Origin of the sequence: Chitinophaga terrae (ex Kim and Jung 2007) (assembly GCF_900107795.1) — a bacterium.
Taxonomy (GTDB): Bacteria; Bacteroidota; Bacteroidia; order Chitinophagales; family Chitinophagaceae; genus Chitinophaga; species Chitinophaga terrae.
On the sequence record NZ_FNRL01000002.1, the window covers coordinates 325,129 to 347,082 of the forward strand.

Sequence of the window (21,954 nt, forward strand, 5' to 3'; positions counted from 1 at the left end):
CCTACTCAATATACCGGCAATTGCTCAAAAGGGATAACCTGCACGAGTCGTTGCTGCATATGGGAGAGTCGCTGCAGCGCAAAGGATGGACAGGCATAACCCTGGTGTTTATACTGATGTTCTTTAATTGGGGATTGGAAGCCCGTAAATGGCAGAAGTTAGTCCATTTGCTTGAAGAGGTCTCATTTATAAAAGCGTTCAGCGCTATCCTTTCAGGAGTTTCGTTCTCCATCAACACCCCTAATCGTATAGGCGAATACGGGGGCCGTATCCTTTACCTGCGGAACGAAAACAAGCTGAAAGCCATCGCAGCCACTATCGTAGGAAGTTTCAGCCAGCTTATCATCACTATTATTTTTGGGTTAATTGGTTTGCTTTATTATGTCAACAATTACCCGCCAGCAGTCGAAAGCAGCTTCCTGGACCCTGGGCTCTGGCATAAATTACTGTTAACTGTCCTGGTAGTTATTTGTCTGCTGACCGTTTTGTTATATTTTCGGTTAACGATCATTCTTTCTATCTTCGAAAAGATTCCATTTCTTCGGAAAGCGAAGGCATTTGTTGAAATAATCGTACAGTATCCACCCCGCGAATTACGTTATCTGTTGCTGCTTTCAGCGCTCCGGTACATCGTCTTCTCGGCACAGTATTTGATTTTGTTGGACGCACTGGGAATGGAATTCTTATGGTGGCAGGGATTTTTGCTGAACAGCGTCATTTACCTGGTAATGGCTGGAGTTCCCACCCTGGCGATAGCAGAATTAGGTGTAAGAGGTAAAGTGAGTATCTTCTTTCTGGGACTACTAAGCACCAATACAATGGCTATCATTGCCGCTACTGTAGGCATCTGGTTGATCAACCTCGTATTGCCGGCTCTATTTGGAAGTGTGCTGTTACTGGGTGTTAAAATTTTTAAGGAAAAATAGCTTCCACCGATGAAGTATTTATTACTCATAATTTTATGGCTTTCCTGTTTTCTAACCGCCGATGCGCAAAGTGACTTTTGCTCTATCCGTAATTTCAGTTTCCAGGCCGGAGAAAGCATCACCTTCAAAGTTTATTATAACCTCGGCAAAATGTACGTTGGCGCCGGTGAAGCCGTTTTTAACGTTAGCCTCGAAAAATACGCCGGCAGGGATGTATACCACATCGTTGGCGACGGAAAAACCTTCAGAGCATACGACTGGATCTTCAAAGTTCGCGACCGGTACGAAAGCTATGTAGATACCGCTACCCTGCAACCCCTGAAATTTATACGAAATGTGAACGAAGGTGGGTATAAAATCTACAATAACGTTGTATTCAACCAGGCAGGCCACCAGGCCGTCAGTACCAACGGTACTTTCCCGGTTCCCCCTTGCGTGCAGGATGTGATCAGCGCCATCTATTACGCCAGGAACATAGATTTCTCCAAATACAACGCAGGCGACAAGATCCCGTTCGCCATGTTCCTCGACGACCAGGTCTATAACATCTATATCCGTTACCTGGGCACTGAAGAGGTAAATACAAAATTCGGGAAGTTCAGGGCCATTAAATTTAAGCCCCTCCTGATTAAAGGAACCATTTTTGAAGGAGGAGAAAAGATGACGGTTTGGGTGAGCGACGATAACAATAAGGTGCCCCTCCGGGTAGAAAGCCCCATTTCAGTTGGAAATATCGTTGTGGATATGGTGAATTACAGCAATCTCCGCTACCCCTTCTCGTCGTTGCTGAACAAAAAGTGATCTCAGCAGTTTTAACAATTCATTGGGCCTGGCTCCGCTGAAATTTCCCGACCTTACATACCGTATAAAAACTTTATATTTGATTATAATCAATTCATTATGACCATGGAAGAACGTAAACCCAAAATATTACTGGCCGAGGATGATACCAACCTGGGCATGGTACTTAAAAATTACCTGGAACTGAATGATTACGATGTGGAATTATGCAGGGACGGTATTTTGGCTTTGGCCGCCTTCCGACGCGAGAAATTCGATATCTGCCTGCTGGACATCATGATGCCCAATATGGACGGGTTTAAACTGGCCGAAGAAATCAGAGACGTGGACCCCGATATCCCGCTTTTCTTCCTCTCTGCCAAAACTATGAAAGAAGACATTATCCAGGGATACAAACTGGGGGCGGACGACTATATCTCCAAACCTTTCGACAGCGAATTATTACTCCTGAAGATCAAAGCTATCCTGAAACGGAACCAGGAACTGAACAACAAGGAAGAAGAAGTACACGAGTTCGTAATAGGCTCTTATACCTTCAACTCCCGCCTGCGTACCCTGGCCCATAACGGGGAAACACATACGCTGTCTCCTAAGGAAAATGAACTGCTCCATATGCTCTGCGAACATAAGAACGACCTGCTGCCACGCGAACTGGCCCTTAAAAAGATCTGGGGCAGCGATACCTACTTCAATGGCCGCAGTATGGACGTTTATATCGCCAAACTCCGCAAATACCTTAAAGACGATCCAAACATCGAAATCGTGAACATCCACGGTAACGGCTTCCGCCTCGTCGTGAAAGATTGATTTCACGCAAAGGCGCTAAGGAGGCAAAGGAACATAAGAAGTTTTTTAAGAGGCAAAGGATTTTGTAAGAATAATTAAGAAAGCAAAGGGAGCGAAGATTATGTTATATAACACGATCTTCGCTTCCTTTGCTTTCTTATTTTATCTTAAAAAACTTCTTATGTTCCTTTGCCTCCTTAGCGCCTTTGCGTGAAACTAGAAGAGGAGGTTGCTTCCACCCCTGAAAGGCGTTTTGCCGAGGTGTATGTACGCTTTTTCCGTTACTTCCCTGCCCCGGGGAGTACGTTTGATAAACCCTTCCTGGATGAGGAATGGCTCATACACTTCTTCCAGGGTGCCGGCTTCCTCGCCTACAGCGGTGGCGATTGTGGTGATCCCTACAGGGCCTCCCTTAAAGTTTTCGATGATGGTGTTCAGGATACGGTTATCCATCTCATCCAACCCATATTCATCTACATTCAACGCTTTCAGGCTTAGCTGGGCTATTTCCATATCTATCACCCCATTACCCACAACTTGTGCAAAATCCCTCACCCTGCGCAACAACCCGTTGGCAATACGGGGCGTACCTCTCGATCTGCGGGCAATTTCATGCGCGGCATCCGAAGTGATCTTGGTACCCAATAACCCGGCCGCTCTCCAGATGATCTTCTGCAAGGTAGCTGCATTGTAATATTCCAGCCGCGATTTAATGCCGAAACGCGATAACAGGGGGGCAGTCAGTAACCCCGACCTCGTAGTAGCGCCCACCAGGGTGAACGGCAGGAGGTTTAGTTGTATAGACCTGGCACTGGGACCGCTTTCTATCATAATATCGATACGGTAGTCTTCCATGGCCGAATACAGGTATTCTTCCACCACAGTGCTTAACCGGTGTATCTCATCGATAAACAATACGTCCTTTTCTTCAAGATTGGTCAGCAAACCAGCCAGGTCGCCCGGCTTCTCGATCACCGGCCCCGAAGTTTCCTTGATATTCACTCCCAATTCGTTGGCAATGATCCTCGACAACGTGGTTTTACCCAAGCCCGGAGGACCATGAAACAGGATATGATCAAGCGCTTCGCCACGCATTTTGGCAGCCTTAATAAATATCTTCAGGTTTTCGATGATCTGCTCCTGCCCGGAAAATTCAAGGATCTCCCGAGGACGTATACTGTTCTCGAACTCTTTCTCAGCATTGCTGAGTTTATTTTCTTCTGGTCTTAAAGGCTGATTGGACATAACTGAATTCGCTCAAAAATACGCAAATAATCAAGACAGCAGATTAGGTTGTAAAATACATTACCCGGGTGGAGGGCTTACAGGCAAGTTGAAAGTTTCGGGTTATCCTGCAAAAGTTTTAGATTCGCCTGGGGCAAAAGATTATAGCTGCCCCTGGCCAGGGTGATGCCAGCATCTTACCAGCTAAATGTCTGAAACAAAATCCTGTACCGCAACCAAAGTCAACAACCTGAATAACGATTAGTAAAGTATGAAAAAAGCAGTATGGCTATTAGGGGCTGCATTAAGCCTGTCACTTGTTACACCGGCGCAGGAGATCAAAGAAAAGGAAGTAAGGCGACTAGTGAGTACATTGGCCGCCGACGATATGGAAGGCCGGTATCCCGGCACCCCCGGTATCGAAAAAGCCGCTTCCTTTATCAGCGATGAGTTCAAACAGGCCGGCTTATCACCACTTCCCGGGGAAAGCTCTTTCCTCCAAAAGTTCAATAAATACTACATAGGGGTTGATAATATTTCTTTCAAAGTGAACGGGAAGAAGAAAAACTGGGTAGTAGTACCCATAGGCAACAGCCTGCGATACGACTGGGTGTATAATGAAGATGATTATATCATTTTGCATATCAAAGATAAAACGGAGTTGTTGAAAGCATTGCGCAGAACGTCAGACAAAAACAGGTTGATATGGCTCGACCCTTCCATGGCTGGCTATCTCAGCGGCCTGGTCGCTTATTATTCCGAAGGGGTATATGAGTCGGAAGATGCATTGAACACGGCTGCCGAAAATGCAAAGAAAGGGAAGCAAACCGTGTTGGTGGTAGAGCAATCACCGGTTGCTGATGGTACGCCCTGGGAGATCCATATCAACAGGAGCGCCAAAACAAAAGAATATGCTAACGTTGCCGGCATGATTAAAGGCAAAAGCAAACCTGATGAGTATGTGGTATTCAGTGCACATTATGATCATCTCGGTATTCTTCCTGCAGTGGCGGGCGATTCAATCGCCAATGGCGCGGACGACGACGCATCGGGCACCACTGCCGTTATCATGCTTTCAAAATATTTCAGCCAGCAACAACCTGAAAGATCAGTGATCTTTGTTGCTTTCACTGCCGAAGAAAGCGGCGGTTATGGTTCGCGTTATTTCTCCGAACAACTGGACCCTGATAAAGTAGTAGCGATGTTCAATATAGAGATGATCGGGAAGGAATCGAAGTTTGGGAAGAACAGCGCATTCATCACCGGGTTTGAACGCTCCGACTTTGGACCTATCCTGCAACGCAACCTGCAGGGATCTGAATTTAAATTCTATCCTGATCCTTACCCGGAGCAGGACCTGTTCTATCGTTCAGACAATGCAACGCTGGCAAAGAAAGGCGTACCGGCTCACAGTATTTCAACAACGCAGATAGATAAAGACCAGTTCTATCATACAGTTGATGATGAAACAGAAACCCTGGATACAGAAAATATCACCAGTATTATCAACGCGATCGCTGTAAGCGCATCATCTATCATCAAGGGAACGGATACGCCTACACGAATAGAGAAATCGAACCAATAAACATTTTCTTTTACATACAATGATCCGGTTGAAGTGTGCTCAACCGGATCATTTTTTATTTAATTAATATAACGTTGCTGCATATTCGAAATATGTTTATTAAATTTATCCCTGAAGACTTTTCCCCATAGTCATTTAAAACCATATCAATATATGAAAACCGGAATCTTGAAACGATGCTTTGCCATTGGCATTGCCGCCAGTTTCCTTGTATCCTGCTCGCAGGAAATGGCGAAACCTGATCAACCAATCGATAACACTGACGGAGCCAGTGTTAACTACGAAATCTCAATCGTCAATCCTTCGTACACGCTTACCCCTGATGCAACCGGAAGGCTCAGCGCCATTACCGGCGATGCTTCTTTGGCTAAAGCATCTGCAGGCTTTGATGTAACCTGGGATACTGCCACTGCAAGACTGAAAGAACTTCGTTTTGAAGCCAGACGCGGAAAAGACGAAGTAGAATTTAAACTGAAAACAGACAGGATCATAGACCTGAAGCAAGCTCCGGCTGTACTTGGCTCAATCATTATTCCGAAAGGAACTTATCAGCAAGTCAAAGTATATGCAAAAGCAGAAGGAGATAAAAAATCTCCGGCTGTAAGATTCAAAGGATTCCTGACCTGGGACGGCAAAAAGATCCCGATGGAGATCCAGTTAGCAGGCAAAATTGAACTGGCTGCTCACGGTAAGGATGTAGTGATCACAGACACCGGGGTTGACTGGAAAGGAAGCCTGAAAGTATCTATGGACCTGGTATTGACGAAACTCCAGATAGGAGATTTCACCGGGTCTTTTGCCAACGGTAAATTGTTTATCAGCATTGATGTGAATGGTAACCTGCACGATAAGGTAAAAGGCGCGCTGGAAAACAGTATGTCAGTTGAGCATCGTCACGATTAATAACTTTTTGCAGGTGCATCGTTCCTTGCCAGCGGTGCATCTGCATTTTATCTATCCCGCACCTGTTTCTCTCTCCACAATCCCTTCTTCCCAAAAAAATATTTAATCGCGAAGCTATAGCAATGGCTTTAATGCGTATACTGGTTAAGTTGCAAGATCAGTTCAGGGTCAGGACAGTTTCGCAGGTATTTTTCTTTTTCGCTGTATTTGCAAACGCCGGGGTAATCGCCTCTCATACCCTGCATGTCTTCTATGATCTGGAAGTGTAAATGAGGCGGCCATCCGCCGTTTTCTGCCGGCGTACCAAAATTAGCCAGCAGTTCGCCCGCCTTTACAGGCATGTGTTCGTATAGCCCTTGCAGGTTGGAGATGCTTAGGTGTCCATACAGGGTATAGAAAGAATGCCCGTCCAGGTGATGTTGCAGGATGATGGTGGCGCCATAATCGCCGAAGTGATCATTGAACCGGAAGCTGTGTACATGGCCGTTCAATGGCGTAAAGATCTCAGTGCCGGCTTCGCCCCAGATGTCGGTGCCCAGGTGCAGCCGCCGGGGTTCATCGCCTGCATCGAAATGCGGGCTTACCGCGTAGATGGTCCGGTGCTCAGCATAGCCGCCTATTCCCAGCCTGCAGCCAGCCGATTCCAGGGTTGACTGGATATACCTGCTGAATTTATTTATATCCTGCAGGATGGCTTTGGTAAGCGTGGTGTTGTTAGCTGTAAAGTCCATTACCAACAGGCTTTCATGCTCGCTGAGGAGCGGTACCACCGGCCGGAATTTTGACTGATGTTTCTTTAGTACCTCCTGTAACATTTTTAATGGTGCTTATCGTTCATCTAAATATAAATATTAATTTGTGTATAAAATAATCGGACCCCTTGCAGTTTCCTGTATATATCAACTTTTTATCGCTACATCTGCCGCTGCATGCAGCAACAGAAACCCTGGGAATGTTTATCGGCTTCCGGTATTTCCTTTACCTGAGGCGGAAGCAGGGCGATTACATCAATAGTAATAACCGCATCTGGATCATTATAGGCGCTATTTTCGGGGCTTTAGCCGGCAGCCGCCTGCTGGGGGCGCTGGAAAACCCGCCTGCCTTTTTTCATGCCGGCAATCCGCTTCTTTACCTGTATCTCAACAAAACCATTGTTGGCGGCTTGCTGGGAGGATTGATCGGAGTAGAGCTCACGAAGAAAGTCATAGGAGAGAAAACCTCCAGCGGCGATCTTTTCGTTTCCCCCCTTATCCTTGCCATGATCATTGGGCGAATAGGCTGTTTTTCGATGGGGGTATATGAAGAAACCTACGGTATTGCCACAACCCTGCCCTGGGGCCTGAACCTGGGAGACGGCGTTTCGAGGCACCCTGTGGCCTTGTACGAGATCCTTTTCCTGGTTGCTTTATGGGCGACTATAGCTTTTTTGCAGAAGAGTTACAGCTTAGAGAACGGGGCACGTTTTAAAATGTTTATGATAGGTTACCTGGCTTTCAGGCTCCTGTTAGATTTCATAAAACCAGGGTACAGGTATTTTGCCGGCCTGGGTTCCATACAGCTGGCCTGCCTGGCAGGACTGATATATTATGCCCCATCTATTATTTTTCCGTCACGACTGATAAAGAAGCAATATGCCTGAAAAGAATTACACGTATTACGATTTCACCCTGAGCATCTGCAGCACCTGCCTGCGCAGGGTAGATGCAAAGATCATATTTGAAGAAGGGAAGGTGTTTATGGTCAAACACTGCCAGCAACACGGAATGGAAAAGGTGTTGATAGCTACGGATATTGACTATTACAAGAATACCCGCAACTATAACAAGCCTTCTGAGGCGCCGCTTAAAACAAATACTAAAACGCATTATGGATGCCCCTACGACTGTGGCCTCTGCCACGATCATGAACAGCATTCCTGTTTGAGCGTAATAGAAGTAACAGACCGCTGTAATCTTACCTGCCCGACCTGTTATGCCATGTCGTCGCCCCATTACGGCCGTCACAGGACCCTGGAAGAGATAGAGGCCATGCTGGACATCATCGTGGCAAATGAAGGACAGCCGGACGTGGTGCAGATAAGCGGCGGCGAACCTACTATACATCCGCAATTCTTCGAAATACTGGATATCGCCAAAACCAAACCTATCCGTCACCTGATGATCAACACGAACGGGATCAGGATCGCGAAGGACAAAGAGTTTACAGCCAGGCTGGCTACTTATATGCCCGATTTCGAGGTATACCTACAGTTCGATTCTTTCAGACCATCGGTGCTGGAAAAAATGAGGGGAAAGGATCTTACAGATACCCGGCAACAGGCAATTGAAAACCTGAACGAGGCGGGACTCAGCACTACCCTGGTAGTTACCTTGCAGAAAGGAATGAATGACGATGAAATAGGCCAGATCATTGATTACGCGCTGAAACAACCCTGCGTACGGGGCGTGACTTTCCAGCCGGTGCAGGCAGCAGGTAGAACAGACGAATTCGACCCGTCGACAGACCGTATGCCATTAACGGAAGTACGGCAGCAGATACTGGCCCAATCGCCTGTCTGGACGGCTAACGATATCATTCCCGTTCCCTGCAACCCCGATGCCTTAGCTATGGCTTACGCCCTGAAGATAGACGGACAGGTGTTCCCGCTGACCCGGTATGTGGACCCGGCGGTTTTACTGAATAACGGGAAAAACACCATCGTGTATGAACAGGACGAACGGTTGCATCAGCACGTGTTGAAGATCTTCAGCACGGGTATCTCTACGGATGCGGCGGTGAACGATATGCAGTCGCTGCTCTGTTGCCTGCCGCAGGTACAGGCGCCAGGGTTAAGCTATAAGAACCTGTTCAGGATCGTTATCATGCGTTTCCTCGATGCATACGACTTTGATGTAAGGGCGATAAAAAAGTCCTGTGTACACATTGTACATAAAGATGGACGTATTATCCCTTTCGAAACAATGAACCTTTTTTACAGGGATGATAAGGAAGAATACCTGAAAGAATTACAGAAAGAACGCGAGTTTTCTCACATTATTTAAATAGCGTATTATGAGTTCCTTTACCAGACTGCTTTTGATCTTTGTGGCTATCCCCATAGTTGTTATTTTAATCGGGGGATTATTGGCGGGATTGGAGGGTATGCTGGAAGCCCTGATCTTCGCCGGCTTCCTGTTAGTGGTTTATCTTGTTGCGGCGCTGATCTGTTTTATTCTCGACCATCGCGATGCCGGGAAGGCGCTTTTATTATCTGCGGGTATTATACTGTTGATAGGGTTATCGACCTGCGGGATAATGCTGGGTATGAGTTAAAGATCTTTTCAGAAAAATAGAAAGTAAAACGGCGAAGATCATCTTCGCCGTTTTCTGTTTGAATTATATTACTACGTTGATCATTTTTCCTTTGATGATGATCATCCGTTTGAGGCTTTTTCCTTCCATCCATTTCTCTACAACCGGGTTGGCCAGTACAGCTTTTTCGATTTCCTCTGTTGCCAGGTTCAGGTCGAAGCTCATTTCTGTACGGGTTTTACCGTTGATAGCTATAGGGTATGTGAATGCTGTTTCTGCGGTATACTTTTCTTCATATACCGGGTAGATGGCATTCAGGATGCTTTCGTTATGCCCCAGGTATTGCCACAGTTCTTCGCAAAGATGCGGAGCATATGGAGTCAGCAATACCAGCAACGGTTCCAGGATCGCGCGTTTATGGCAATTCAGGGAAGCCAGTTCGTTAACGCAGATCATGAAGGAACTAACCGCTGTATTGAACGAGAAGTTATTGGTATCGTGATCGATCTTCTGAATGGTCTTATGCAGGATCTTCAGCTCTTCCGGGGTAGGAGCCTGTTCATTTACAATAATACCTTTCTGTTCATCAGCAAAGAGGCGCCACAGCTTTTTCAGGAAGCGGTGAACTCCTTCGATCCCCTTGGTATCCCAGGGTTTGGATTGTTCCACAGGCCCCAGGAACATTTCGTACATGCGGAAGGTATCTGCGCCATATTTATTCACCAGGTCGTTAGGATTAACGGTGTTGAATAAACGCTTGCTCATTTTCTCCAGCTGCACACCGCAGATGTATTTGCCGTCTTCCAGGATAAAGGTAGCGTCGGCAAATTCAGGTTTCCATTTCTTCAGTGCTTCAATATCCAGTTCCACGCCGTCTACGATGTTCACGTCTACGTGCAGCGCGTCTGTCTGGTACTGGTCTTTCAGGCCATGGGAAACGTACTGGTTAGTGCCGTGAATGCGATAAACAAGGCGGGAGCTTCCCCCGATCATTCCCTGGTTGATCAGCGATTTGAAAGGCTCGTCAAAGCCCAGGTAGCCGAGGTCATACAATACTTTTGTCCACAGCCTTGAATACAGCAGGTGACCCACTGCATGTTCGGTACCTCCCACGTATACATCTACCTGGTTCCAGTAGTCGGTAGCCTTGCGGTCTGCAAACGTGTTCTTGTTATGAGGGTCCATATACCTCAGGAAATACCAGCTGCTGCCGGCATACCCTGGCATGGTGTTCGTTTCGCGTTTTACATCCGGGGCAATATTCACCCAATCGGTAATGTTTGCCAATGGTCCTTCTCCGTCCGGTCCGGGTTTGTAGTTTTCTACATACGGCAGTTCAACAGGCAGGTCTTTTTCGTCCATTGCATACGGTACGCCGTTCCTGTATACGATAGGGAAAGGTTCTCCCCAGTACCGCTGCCGGCTGAAGCCCGCATCTCTCATTTTGTAATTGATCTGGCGGCGGCCAATACCCATTTCTTCCAGCTTGTTGATCACTACATCCATGGCGGGCCTCATTTCCATGCCATCCAGGAACCCGCTGTTCTGCAGTTTGGCGTCTTTGGTCGGATTGGCTTCCGTACCATTGAATGCATCGCCAATGATATTGGTGATAGGAATATTGAAATGCCTGGCAAAGCCGAAGTCGCGCTGGTCGCCGCATGGAACTGCCATGATAGCGCCGGTGCCATATCCGGCCAGTACATACTCCGCTATCCATACAGGAATTTCGCGGCCATTGAACGGGTTGATGGCGTATGCGCCTGTAAAGCAACCGGTGATCTGTTTTACTTCCGCCATACGCTCTCTTTCGGAGCGGCTTTGAACGTAATCCAGGTATTTTTCTACCGCTTCTTTCTGTTCAGGAGTGGTAATGCTGGAAACCAGTTCGTGTTCAGGAGCCAGTACCATGAAGTCTACCCCGAAGATGGTATCCGGGCGGGTAGTGTAAACTTCTATCTGCCCGTCGTTATTTTTCAGGTTGAATTTGATCTCGGCTCCCTGGCTTTTACCGATCCAGTTGCGTTGCATTTCTTTCATTGCATCGCTGAAGTTCACGGTTTCCAGTCCTTCCAGCAGGCGGTTGGCATATTCGGTGATCCTCAGGAACCACTGCCGCATTTTCTTTTTCACTACAGGGTATCCGCCTCTTTCGCTCACCCCGTTGATCACTTCGTCGTTTGCTAATACGGTACCCAGGGCCTCGCACCAGTTTACTTCTGCATAAGCCAGGTAAGCCAGGCGGTATTGCATCAGGATGTCGCGGCGGGTCACTTCATCGTATTGTTTCCATTCTTCTGCCGTAAACTGGATGGAGCGGTCGCCGGGGCATACATGGTTTTTGTTGCCTTCCTGTTCGAAGACGCCTTCCAGGGTTTTGATCGGCAGGGCTTTTTGCAGGTTCCTGTCGTACCAGCTCTCGAAAAGTTGCAGGAATATCCACTGTGTCCATTTGTAATAAGATGGGTCGCTGGTATTCACTTCCCTGCTCCAGTCGTAACAGAAGCCGATATTATTGAGCTGCTGGCGGAATGCATTGATATTTTGCTCGGTAGTTACCACAGGGTGTTGCCCTGTTTCGAGGGCATATTGTTCGGTTGGCAGACCGAAGGCGTCGTACCCCATGGTATGGAGCACATTAAATCCTTTTAGCCTTTTATAGCGTGCATAAATGTCTGTTGCAATGTACCCTAACGGGTGTCCCACGTGCAGTCCCGCCCCCGAAGGGTAAGGGAACATATCCAGCACATAGCATTTAGGCTTGGGACTGTCATTACTTACGTGGTAAATATGGGAATCTTCCCATTGTTTCTGCCACTTTTTTTCGATTGCCCTGAAATTGTACTCCATATCGGTTGTAGCTGCCTGGAATCGACCGTCGATAACAATACATCAGGTCATCCAGGCGTTATCATTTAGAAAATTAAAATCCTGTTCGGCAAAATAATGTTAAATTCATTAATACTCCAATGTCAATCACTCACAAGTCTATATCTTGCTATTGCAATGCCCTTGGTTGGGGGATATTAACTATCAGAGGGGCAAAATTAAACACATAACTACTATTTTTTATTATTTTCGCCGATAAACTGCAAGATTAATGGCGCAATCCGGGAAATCATCAGCAAAGAAGTCTAAACCATCCTACCTGTACTCCATCGTTGGTGTAGCACTGGTACTGTTTTTACTGGGCACATTGGGTCTGGTGGTCATTCATGCCAATAAACTGAGCATGTATTTTAAAGAAAGTATTGAAATACAGGTGATCCTGAGAGACAATGTCAAAGAACAACAGGCATTGACGTTAAGGGATTCCATCTCCCATAAACCATATATTAAATCTATTGAGTATGTGTCGAAGGATATGGCGGCTGAAAGATTTAAGAAAGAGTTCAGGGAAGACTTCCTGACCTTATTGCAGTATAACCCGCTTTACAGCAGCATCAATATCCGGGCAAACGCCAGGTATGTGAATAACGATAGCCTGAAGATCATTGAGAACAACCTGCTGCAACAGAATATAGTAAGAGAGGTTTCCTACCAGCGTTCGCTGGTTAGCAAACTGAATGAGAATGTGAATAAGATAGGATTAGTGATCCTGCTGATAAGCGCTTTATTGTGCCTGGCTGTTATCTTCCTGATAGACAATACTATCCGTCTTGCAATGTTCAGTAACCGTTTCCTCATCAAAACCATGCAAATGGTAGGGGCAACCCGCTGGTTCATTGCCAAACCGTTTGATATGCGTAGTATTGTGAACGGCGCTATCAGTGCGGTGATTGCGATCGCCTGTTTGCTGGGTTTAATGTCGGCTGCGGATAAGGTGTTGCCGGAGCTGGCCGGGTTGAGAGACAATGTGATGATAGGATTGCTGTTCGTGGGAATGATCCTCATAGGCATTTGCATTTCCCTGGTAAGCACCCATCGCGCTGTGATGAAATATCTTCGTTTAAAACTGGATGATCTTTATTAAAAAATTATTCTGAAAATAATAACATCAAAACTTATGGCTAAGTCAACTAACCAGGTGTCACCAGAAGGTAAGCCTATTTTCCCTAAAGAGAATTACAAATTCATGCTTATTGGAATTGTTGTGATCATCATTGGGTTTTTGTTGATGACTGGAGGCGATTCTTCAGATCCAAACAGCTTTAAACCATCAGAAGTATACAGTTTCCGTCGTATCACTTTAGCGCCGATCGTTATTGTATTGGGCCTGCTGATCGAGGTATACGCTATCATGCACCGTCCTAAAACGAAGGCCTGATAAAGCTGTCTGACACGATATTACTAGCGATGAACTCTCATCGCTTTTTTTTTCACTTTTAACCATATTGGATTCAATGAATGTTTTTCAGGCTATTATCATTGCTATCGTGGAGGGGTTGACGGAGTTCCTGCCTATTTCCTCTACCGGGCATATGATCATTGTTAGCGCCCTGTTAGGAATTGGTAAAGACGAGTTTACCAAACTTTTTGAAGTAGTTATCCAGCTTGGAGCCATTTTAGCGGTAGTAGTGCTTTACTGGCGCAAATTCTTTGTATTTGACAAAAACAGGTTTGTATTTTACCTGAAGCTGGTGGTTGCCGTCATCCCCGCGTTGATCTTAGGATACCTGTTCAGCGATAAGATCGATCAGCTGCTGGAAAGCCCGCTTACCGTAGGTATTACGCTGTTGCTTGGCGGTATCATATTGCTGTTTGTTGATAACTGGTTCCAGCATCCGAAGATCGATACAGAAGAGAAGATTGATATTTTCACTGCTTTAAGGATAGGTTTTTATCAATGCCTTGCCATGATCCCCGGTACCAGCCGCAGCGCTGCTTCTATCATCGGGGGAATGCAGCAGAAACTCACCCGCAATGTTGCAGCCGAATTCTCTTTCTTCCTGGCAGTTCCAACCATGGCCGCAGCTACCGGCTACAAACTCCTGAAAGGGAAAGACCTGCTGCTTGCACATCCTGAGAACCTGAAAATACTGCTGATAGGCAACATTGTAGCTTTCGTGGTAGCCTTGCTGGCCATCCGTTTCTTTATAGGCACCGTTAAACGCTTCGGCTTCAAAATGTGGGGATACTACCGCATCATAGTAGGCCTCATCATCATTATCGCCATCCTAACCGGCTACAACCTCGAAGTCTAGTTGCACGCAAAGACGCGGAAGAAGGCAAAGGGCGCAAAGGATTTTTTAAGGAAAATAAGATTATTAAGGAAAATAAGAAAGCAAAGAGAGCGAAGATTGTGTTATATAACATCATTCTTCGCTCTCTTTGCTTTCTTATTTTCCTTAAAAAAATCCTTTGCGCCCTTTGCTCCCCTCTGCGTCTTTGCGTGAAATCACCCTTTTACTGCGAGCAGCAATTCGAGGTCTGTATATTTCAGCTTGAATCTTTCGCTCAGGTGGTAATTGGTTAGCGCTCCCTTGTAAAGATAAATGCCGTTGCGTACACCACGCTTGATCCACACCAGGTTTTCGAAGCCGCCGTCGTCGGCTGCTTCTACCAATAAAGGCATCAGCACATTGCTGATAGCTTCTGATGCTGTACGGGCGAAGCCGGACGGGATATTTGGAACACAGTAGTGAACTACATCATATTTTTTGAAGACAGGGTTTTCGTGGGTGGTAATCTCAGAAGTTTCAAAACATCCGCCCCTGTCGATGCTTACATCTACGATAACGGAGCCGGCTTTCATGTTGCTGACCATCGCTTCGGTTACCACAACAGGCGTACGCCCGCTTTGGGATGATAAGGCGCCAACAGCTACATCGGCATTCCGCAGTTGTTCGGCCAGCACTTTAGGCTGGATAACACTGGTGAATACACGTACGCCGATGTTATTCTGCAGTCTTTTCAGTTTATAGATGTTATTGTCGAATACTTTAACGGAAGAACCCAGCGCCAGCGCAGTTCTGGCTGCAAATTCACCTACGATGCCTGCACCAATGATCACTACTTTGGTAGGTGGGATGCCGGTGATGCCTCCCAGCAAAATTCCTTTGCCCTTATTGTCGTTGCTCAGGTACTGACCGGCAATCAACATACAGGCGCCGCCGGCAATTTCGCTCATCGCTCTTACGATGGGGTAAGTGCCTGCGTCATCTTTCAGGTTCTCGAAAGAAAGGAGGGTAATGCGTTTGTCCATCATCTTTTGTACCTGGTGGGCTTTCAGCGCAGCCAGGTGAATAGGGGAGATAATGATCTGGTGCGGATGGAGCAGCTCTATTTCTTCGTCGTTCAGCGGGGCCGATTTGACAATGATCTCTGCTTTGAAAACTTCCTTTTTATCATACAGGATCTCAGCGCCTGCCTCAGAATAGTCTGTATCGTAATAATGCGAACCATCGCCTGCTTTATGCTCTACAACTATATGATGTCCGTGGGCGGCCAGTATGCTTACTGCATCGGGGGTAAGGGCAATCCGGTTTTCCTGAAAAGAGGTTTCCTTGGGTATACCTATGTACAAACGGGAATTCTTCTGCGGGATATCCAGCGTTTCTTCCAGTGTTGAATAGGTAAAGCCGGCACTTACTACAGGTTTTTGCCTCTGCTCCATAAAACGGTTTGTTGTTTTAATATCGTAGAATTCAAAGATACATCATTTAGAAGATGATGTTATTTCACGTAATGTCCTTTTTTGGTCTGGTTCTACCGTCAACTGGAGATGTACCGTGTCTTCCGGCAGCATATGTTCTACCAGGTCGGGCCACTCCACGAAACAAATGGCATCCTGGTAAAGCGTATCCTCCACGCCTGCGCTGATAGCGTCATCTTCATCCTTTAACCTGTACAGATCCAGGTGAAAGATCTGATGCCGCTGCCCGGACGCATCGCGATAGCCATATTCATTGATAATTGAAAAAGTCGGGCTGGCGGTTGTGTCGGCCACTCCTTTGGCGGCGCAGAGAGATTTGACTAACGTAGTTTTACCAGCACCCATTACACCAGTTAAAGTGAAAACCCTTTTATCCGGATATTTTGACCAGAAATCTTTAGCTATTCCAGCTAATTGATCCAACGTAAATGTCCATTGCATGTGCGAATTTAATTATTTCTCTCATGCAGAGGTAGTTTAAAAGGAGAAATGAAAATAAGGATAATTAATTGGTTATAAGTAGAATAGGTGTTGCGACGCTTAAATTGATAATGTGTTGTAGAATGATTTGCATATAATTAGAACCAGCTGGCAAATGCTTCGATGTTGCATTAATATTTTACCTGATTCATCCTTCAACAAATAACTTTGTAAACACGGAGGAAATGGTAAAATGACAGCCATAAATTGTAAAGTAGAAGGCATGCATTGTACCAGCTGCGCTCTGAACGTATCCAAATACCTGGAGAAAAAAGGCATGCAGCAGGTTAATGTGAGCTTTGCCACAGACGAAGTCAGTTTTGTAGCGCCGGCAGGCGCAGATTCAGCCGAGGTTTTGGAAGGAATTGCCCAAATGGGCTACCGGGTTGTATTGCCTGAAGATAAACCGGTGAAGCAACCTTTTACCCGTTCGTTAACATTTAAATTCATCTTTTGCGCCGTTTTTACCCTGCCACTGTTATTGCATATGTGGGTACACTGGGCCTGGCTGCATAATCCCTGGGTACAATTAGCGCTTACCTTGCCGGTATATATCGTTGGAATGCTGCATTTCGGCAAAAGCGCCGTAAAAGCGCTATTCAACCGCATGACCAACATGGATGTGCTGGTGACCCTTGGATCTACTGCTGCATTCATCTATAGCCTTGTAGGTACGCTGGTTTTCAAAAACCCGGAATACCTGTTCTTCGAAACCACAGCAGCTATTATTACCCTGGTATTCCTGGGGAATTTACTGGAAGAAAAATCTGTGAAGCAAACTACTTCCGCTATTACAGAACTGGCTAAAATGCAGGTCACTACTGCTAAACTGATCAATACAGATCACGGGCATGAACATATCTCGGAAGTTGACAACCGCATACTGAAATCGGGCGATTGCGTGCTGGTGAACAGCGGCGACAAGATCCCCATGGATGGTACTGTTTACTGGGGCGCCGGCCATGTGAATGAATCTATGATCTCCGGCGAAAGCAGCCCCGTTGCCAAACAAGTGAACGATAAGGTGATCGGCGGCACCGTACTGGAAGAAGGTAATATCAAGATGTTTGTTACCGCCACAGGAAAAGATACCGTACTTTCTTATATCATTGACCTGGTAAAACAGGCGCAGACAGAGAAGCCGCCCATGCAGAAACTGGCTGATAAGATCAGCGCCGTATTTGTGCCACTGGTTCTGGGTATTTCACTGATCACTTTTATCGGCTGGTATTTTATCGGCAATATTCCGTTTGCTGATGCCATGATGAGAAGCGTTGCAGTCCTGGTTATTTCCTGCCCCTGCGCCATGGGCCTGGCTACTCCCGCCGCTGTAATGGTAGGCCTGGGAAGGGCTGCCAGGAATGGCATCCTCATCAAAGGCGGTCATACGCTCGAAATGTTCAAGGGAATAAAGCAGGTGGTTTTTGATAAAACAGGCACGCTTACTACCGGCAAACTCAGGCTGCATGCCTGGGAATACAACGATATGTCTGAAGCCTATTTCAAGCAACTGGTATACAGTCTCGAAAAATTTTCTTCCCATCCTATCGCCAGGTCTATCGTGAAAGAATGGAAAACAACGGAAACTGTTCCCCTGCAGCAGATAAGGGAGCATAAAGGGCTTGGCATGAAAGCGCAGGATAAGGATGGAAACGAATGGCAGCTTGGCTCCTTTAAAATGGCGGCAGGTGCGGCCTCCGACGATAGCCATAATCTTTACCTGCTGAAGAACGGCGTATTGGCCGGATGGATCGATCTTACAGACGAAATAAGACCTGAAGCTGCAACTGTGATAAGCGTACTTTCACAAGCCGGTATCAAGTCTGTTCTCCTGAGTGGCGATACCAAACGCAAATGCATGGAACTGGCAGGAAAACTGGGTATTACGGAAGTATATGCCGAGCAATCGCCTGAGCAAAAACTGCAACAGATCGCCGCATTGATGCAAACCGCTCCTACCGTAATGGTAGGCGATGGGATCAATGATGCGCCGGCATTGGCAAAAGCAACGATTGGCGTATCGCTGAGCGATGCAACGCAGGTAGCCATGCAAAGCGCCAATGTATTATTGCTGAACAATAACCTCGGAGCCTTGCCGCTGGCATTAGGCCTTGGTAAACATACTTATCTCACGATCAAACAAAACCTTTTCTGGGCCTTTATTTACAATGTGGTCGCCATACCCGTTGCAGCGCTGGGATTGCTGAATCCTATCGTTGGAGCAGGAGTGATGGGACTTTCCGACGTTGTACTGGCTGTTAATTCTGTAAGGTTAAGATACAAGAGGGTAGACAGGTAAGACCGAATATCTTATCTTCGCGCGTAACCATTGAACAGCTTTGAACTCGCCCGTCGCCATATTACAACAGTATTGGGGATACCAACAATTCAGGCCCTTGCAGGAAGATATCGTCAATTCCGTTCTGCAGGGCCGGGATACATTGGCGTTGTTGCCTACAGGCGGCGGAAAATCCATCTGTTTCCAGGTGCCTGCGTTAATGCGCCGGGGGCTTTGCCTGGTGATAACGCCGCTCATCGCCCTGATGAAAGACCAGGTTGCAAACCTCAAACGTAAAAACATTACCGCTTACGCTATCTATGCAGGGATGCCTTTCCAGGAAGTGGAAAGAGTGATGGAAGCTGCCAGGAGAGGGCGTTGCAAGTTCCTGTATGTATCGCCCGAACGTTTGCAAAGCAAACTATTTCAGACCTATTGCGATGGCTTGCCAGTTAATTTGCTGGCGGTAGATGAGGCGCATTGTATTTCTCAATGGGGTTATGACTTCAGGCCCGCATACCTGCAAATTGCCGATATCCGGAGCTACTTCCCCGGTGTGCCGGTGCTGGCGCTTACCGCATCTGCTACGCCAAAAGTGCAGGCCGACATCTGCGACAAGCTGCTGATGAAGGAACCCCGTATCTTCACAAAAAGCTTTGCCAGGTCTAACCTTTCCTACAGCGTATTGGAGGAAAACACCAAGATCAACAAGATCCAGCATATCCTGCAAAAAGTACCGGGATGCGGCATTGTATATTGCCGCAACCGCAGGCGTACAAAAGAAATAGCAGACCTGCTCCGCATGCAGGGCATACCTGCCAGCTTTTATCATGCAGGGCTGCCACAGGAAGAAAGGAATCTCCGCCAGGAAGCATGGATCAATAACGAAGTTCGTGTCATGGTTTGTACCAACGCCTTTGGTATGGGCATCGATAAACCTGATGTCCGGGTAGTGATCCACTTTGATGCGCCCGACAGCCTGGAGGCTTACTACCAGGAAGCCGGAAGAGCAGGGCGGGATGAAGAGAAGGCGTATGCTGTGCTGTTGTATAATGAAGTTGAACTGGCTGAAATGCAGGAGAGGATTGCACTGCAATTTCCTACATTGGAGGAAGTCAGGCAGGTATACCAGGCAATCGTTAACTACCTGCAGATCCCCGTTGGCAGTGCAGAAGGCGAATATTTTGATTTTGACATCAACGATTTTGCCCGGACTTTCCATCTCAATCTCACCCTTGTTTACAGCGCCGTAAAACTCATGGAGCAGGAAGGGATCGTACAGCTTAGCGAAAGCGTATTGCTGCCTTCAAAAGCCACTTTTTTAGTAGATAAAGAAACCCTGTATAACTTCGAAACGGCCTACCCCGCGCTGGAAGAAATTACCAAAACGCTGTTAAGGACTTACGAAGGAATATACGATAACGAGGTGCCGGTATACGAACGGCAGATGAGCCGCATACTTTACATTGAAGAAGATGAAATAGTTGCCCTGCTGAATCAGTTGAACCAGGCGGGCATCATCAGGTATTCTCCCCGTCGGGATAAGCCACAGCTTTGCTTTTTGCAGGAGCGTGTTTCTGCCATGAATTTACGGATCAACATGGCCCGCGTAGAGATCCGCAAGCAGGCGTACATTGAACGGCTGGATGCAATGATCGCTTACACCAGGAATAAATCGACCTGCCGGACAACGGAACTGGTGAACTATTTCGGGGAGCAGGAGAGCAAGCCATGCGGTGTTTGTGATGTCTGTATCCAGAAAAGCCAGGCTCCTTTTACGCCCGCAGATTTCAGGAAGTTAGCGGATGCGGTGGTGGCTGCGCTGGCCGACCAGGCTTTGCTGCTATCGGGGTTGCAGGCAAAGCTGCCAGGCGTTTCAAGGCATCATTTGCTGGAAGTATTACAATACCTGAGCAGCGAGGGCATGATAGCAAGAAGTGAAGAAGGATTGTATTCAAAGATCCGCCGCAACTTCCTGTATTAAGCCGCTACGACGGATCTTAAAGTTATTATGCAGGCAGTGTTACCACTTTCCCTGTTTCGCTGCTCTGGAAAGCTGCTTCTATTACCTCTACAACACGAATCGCATCTTCAGGTACAACCGGGTTAGGCGCGTTATTGGCAATAGCCTCATACACTCCCTGGTAGTAATCCATATAGTTGCCATTTTCTCCGGGTACAAACTTCTTTACCACTTCCCCGTTGATCTCGGTGTGCAGCAATCCCCACTCGTGCGGCGCTTCGGCTCCCCAGTCGGGGCTGTTAGGAAATAATCCTCTTTGCAGTTGCGCTTCCTGGATATCTGATTTGGTTTTGATAAAAGAACCTATGCGGCCATGGATCTGGTAAGCCGGCAATGCTTCTCTTACCAGGTAGCTGCATTTCACTCTTGCGCGCAGTTTATCATAGTACAGGACCAGTTCAAAGTAATCGTCGACGATCGAATCTTTACGGATAACGCGGATGTCGGCCCACACGGCTTTAGGCATTCCGAAGATTGTCAGCACCTGGTCGATCAGGTGGGATCCCAGGTCATACAGGGCTCCTGTTCCCGGCCCGCCAACTTCTTTATGTTTTTTGTAGCTCAGTTCTTCTTTGAAACGATCGTAGTGGATCTCCGCTTCCAGTACATCTCCCAGGACGCCTGATTCGATGATCTTCCTGACTACTTTATAATCGCTGTCGTACCGCCTGTTGTGGTACACACTTAATAATAAACCCTTGGATTTAGCCAATGCAGCCAGTTCCTTACCTTCGCCGGCGTGTACGGTGAAAGGTTTTTCCACGATCACATTTTTACCAGCTTCCAAAGCGGCTTTAGCGTATTCGTAGTGGGTATAATTAGGAGTATTCACTACTATCAGCTCTAAAGATTTATCGGCCAGCATTTCTTCCAGGCTCCTGTAAACCTTGACATCAGGATAGCGTTCCTGCGCCAGGTTCTTGCTTCTTTCAACTACCGCTGTAAATTCAAAACCCGGATTTACATGGAGGAAAGGCGCGTGGAACACCTGGCCGGACATGCCGTACGAGCATACGCCCGTTTTAATTACTTTACTCATACTTTTGATGTGCTATATATTAA

At 46.8% G+C, this 21,954-nt stretch carries 19 protein-coding genes; 13 read left to right on the forward strand and 6 right to left on the reverse strand.

The window, feature by feature from the left end; genetic code table 11:
- Positions 1 to 20 precede the first annotated feature (20 nt).
- The 3 genes from BLV62_RS03450 to BLV62_RS03460 all read left to right on the forward strand — a co-directional run bounded on the left by BLV62_RS03450 (position 21) and on the right by BLV62_RS03460 (position 2,534).
- Entirely contained in the window at positions 21 to 926 is a 906-nt protein-coding gene (locus tag BLV62_RS03450) for a lysylphosphatidylglycerol synthase domain-containing protein (RefSeq protein WP_089758727.1), read from the forward strand.
- Between the two features lie 9 nt (positions 927 to 935).
- Positions 936 to 1,727 (forward strand): DUF3108 domain-containing protein, encoded by a 792-nt coding sequence (locus BLV62_RS03455; protein WP_089758729.1) that lies wholly within the window; start codon positions 936 to 938, stop codon positions 1,725 to 1,727.
- Between the two features lie 105 nt (positions 1,728 to 1,832).
- Positions 1,833 to 2,534: a response regulator transcription factor gene (locus tag BLV62_RS03460; protein WP_089758938.1), complete on the forward strand. Its 702-nt coding sequence runs from the start codon at positions 1,833 to 1,835 to the stop codon at positions 2,532 to 2,534.
- A 195-nt stretch (positions 2,535 to 2,729) separates the two neighbouring features.
- Here the strand turns inward: BLV62_RS03460 and ruvB are convergent, their stop codons facing one another.
- The gene (gene ruvB / locus BLV62_RS03465) at positions 2,730 to 3,758 is read right to left on the reverse strand and encodes a Holliday junction branch migration DNA helicase RuvB (protein WP_089758731.1); all 1,029 of its coding nucleotides are present in this window, start codon (positions 3,756 to 3,758) and stop codon (positions 2,730 to 2,732) included.
- A 250-nt stretch (positions 3,759 to 4,008) separates the two neighbouring features.
- Between ruvB and BLV62_RS03470 the strand changes: the two genes are divergently transcribed.
- Together BLV62_RS03470 and BLV62_RS03475 are read left to right on the forward strand one after the other, a co-directional pair.
- Positions 4,009 to 5,322 (forward strand): M20/M25/M40 family metallo-hydrolase, encoded by a 1,314-nt coding sequence (locus tag BLV62_RS03470; RefSeq protein WP_089758733.1) that lies wholly within the window; start codon positions 4,009 to 4,011, stop codon positions 5,320 to 5,322.
- A 153-nt stretch (positions 5,323 to 5,475) separates the two neighbouring features.
- A complete protein-coding gene (locus BLV62_RS03475; RefSeq protein WP_089758735.1) occupies positions 5,476 to 6,225 on the forward strand; it encodes a hypothetical protein in 750 nt (249 codons plus the stop codon).
- A gap of 128 nt (positions 6,226 to 6,353) precedes the next feature.
- Here BLV62_RS03475 and BLV62_RS03480 read toward each other — a convergent pair whose 3' ends face one another.
- Entirely contained in the window at positions 6,354 to 7,040 is a 687-nt protein-coding gene (locus BLV62_RS03480; RefSeq protein WP_089758737.1) for a peptidoglycan DD-metalloendopeptidase family protein, read from the reverse strand.
- Between the two features lie 65 nt (positions 7,041 to 7,105).
- Here BLV62_RS03480 and BLV62_RS03485 point away from each other — a divergent pair, with 65 nt between their 5' ends.
- From BLV62_RS03485 to BLV62_RS03495, 3 genes are read left to right on the forward strand one after another with little or no spacing between them, the layout of a single operon-like run.
- Complete coding sequence (locus BLV62_RS03485; protein ID WP_089758739.1) at positions 7,106 to 7,864, forward strand: prolipoprotein diacylglyceryl transferase; 759 nt, start codon at positions 7,106 to 7,108, stop codon at positions 7,862 to 7,864.
- Complete coding sequence (locus tag BLV62_RS03490; protein ID WP_089758742.1) at positions 7,857 to 9,266, forward strand: radical SAM protein; 1,410 nt, start codon at positions 7,857 to 7,859, stop codon at positions 9,264 to 9,266. Before BLV62_RS03485 ends, BLV62_RS03490 begins: the two co-directional genes overlap by 8 nt.
- A gap of 10 nt (positions 9,267 to 9,276) precedes the next feature.
- Positions 9,277 to 9,537 carry a hypothetical protein gene (locus BLV62_RS03495; RefSeq protein WP_089758744.1) on the forward strand — a complete coding sequence of 87 codons (261 nt, stop codon included), beginning with the start codon at positions 9,277 to 9,279 and terminating at the stop codon, positions 9,535 to 9,537.
- A 63-nt stretch (positions 9,538 to 9,600) separates the two neighbouring features.
- Here BLV62_RS03495 and leuS read toward each other — a convergent pair whose 3' ends face one another.
- Positions 9,601 to 12,366, reverse strand: coding sequence for a leucine--tRNA ligase (gene leuS / locus BLV62_RS03500; RefSeq protein ID WP_089758747.1), 2,766 nt, complete (start codon positions 12,364 to 12,366; stop codon positions 9,601 to 9,603).
- A gap of 250 nt (positions 12,367 to 12,616) precedes the next feature.
- Between leuS and BLV62_RS03505 the strand changes: the two genes are divergently transcribed.
- The 3 genes from BLV62_RS03505 (at position 12,617) to BLV62_RS03515 (ending at position 14,660) form a co-directional block, all read left to right on the forward strand.
- Positions 12,617 to 13,489: a cell division protein FtsX gene (locus tag BLV62_RS03505; protein WP_089758748.1), complete on the forward strand. Its 873-nt coding sequence runs from the start codon at positions 12,617 to 12,619 to the stop codon at positions 13,487 to 13,489.
- Positions 13,490 to 13,522: 33 nt separating this feature from the next.
- Positions 13,523 to 13,783 (forward strand): DUF3098 domain-containing protein, encoded by a 261-nt coding sequence (locus BLV62_RS03510; RefSeq protein WP_089758750.1) that lies wholly within the window; start codon positions 13,523 to 13,525, stop codon positions 13,781 to 13,783.
- Between the two features lie 76 nt (positions 13,784 to 13,859).
- Positions 13,860 to 14,660, forward strand: coding sequence for an undecaprenyl-diphosphate phosphatase (locus tag BLV62_RS03515; RefSeq protein ID WP_089758752.1), 801 nt, complete (start codon positions 13,860 to 13,862; stop codon positions 14,658 to 14,660).
- Between the two features lie 194 nt (positions 14,661 to 14,854).
- Here the strand turns inward: BLV62_RS03515 and BLV62_RS03520 are convergent, their stop codons facing one another.
- Positions 14,855 to 16,072, reverse strand: coding sequence for an alanine dehydrogenase (locus BLV62_RS03520; RefSeq protein WP_089758753.1), 1,218 nt, complete (start codon positions 16,070 to 16,072; stop codon positions 14,855 to 14,857).
- A 42-nt stretch (positions 16,073 to 16,114) separates the two neighbouring features.
- Positions 16,115 to 16,552 carry a tRNA (adenosine(37)-N6)-threonylcarbamoyltransferase complex ATPase subunit type 1 TsaE gene (gene tsaE, locus BLV62_RS03525; protein WP_089758755.1) on the reverse strand — a complete coding sequence of 146 codons (438 nt, stop codon included), beginning with the start codon at positions 16,550 to 16,552 and terminating at the stop codon, positions 16,115 to 16,117.
- A 262-nt stretch (positions 16,553 to 16,814) separates the two neighbouring features.
- Between tsaE and BLV62_RS03530 the strand changes: the two genes are divergently transcribed.
- Both BLV62_RS03530 and BLV62_RS03535 read left to right on the forward strand, forming a co-directional pair.
- Entirely contained in the window at positions 16,815 to 18,890 is a 2,076-nt protein-coding gene (locus BLV62_RS03530; RefSeq protein WP_258522407.1) for a heavy metal translocating P-type ATPase, read from the forward strand.
- Positions 18,891 to 18,930: 40 nt separating this feature from the next.
- The gene (locus BLV62_RS03535; protein WP_089758759.1) at positions 18,931 to 20,853 is read left to right on the forward strand and encodes a RecQ family ATP-dependent DNA helicase; all 1,923 of its coding nucleotides are present in this window, start codon (positions 18,931 to 18,933) and stop codon (positions 20,851 to 20,853) included.
- 25 nt (positions 20,854 to 20,878) lie between these two features.
- Here BLV62_RS03535 and BLV62_RS03540 read toward each other — a convergent pair whose 3' ends face one another.
- Positions 20,879 to 21,931, reverse strand: coding sequence for a Gfo/Idh/MocA family oxidoreductase (locus tag BLV62_RS03540; RefSeq protein ID WP_089758761.1), 1,053 nt, complete (start codon positions 21,929 to 21,931; stop codon positions 20,879 to 20,881).
- Positions 21,932 to 21,954 lie beyond the last annotated feature (23 nt).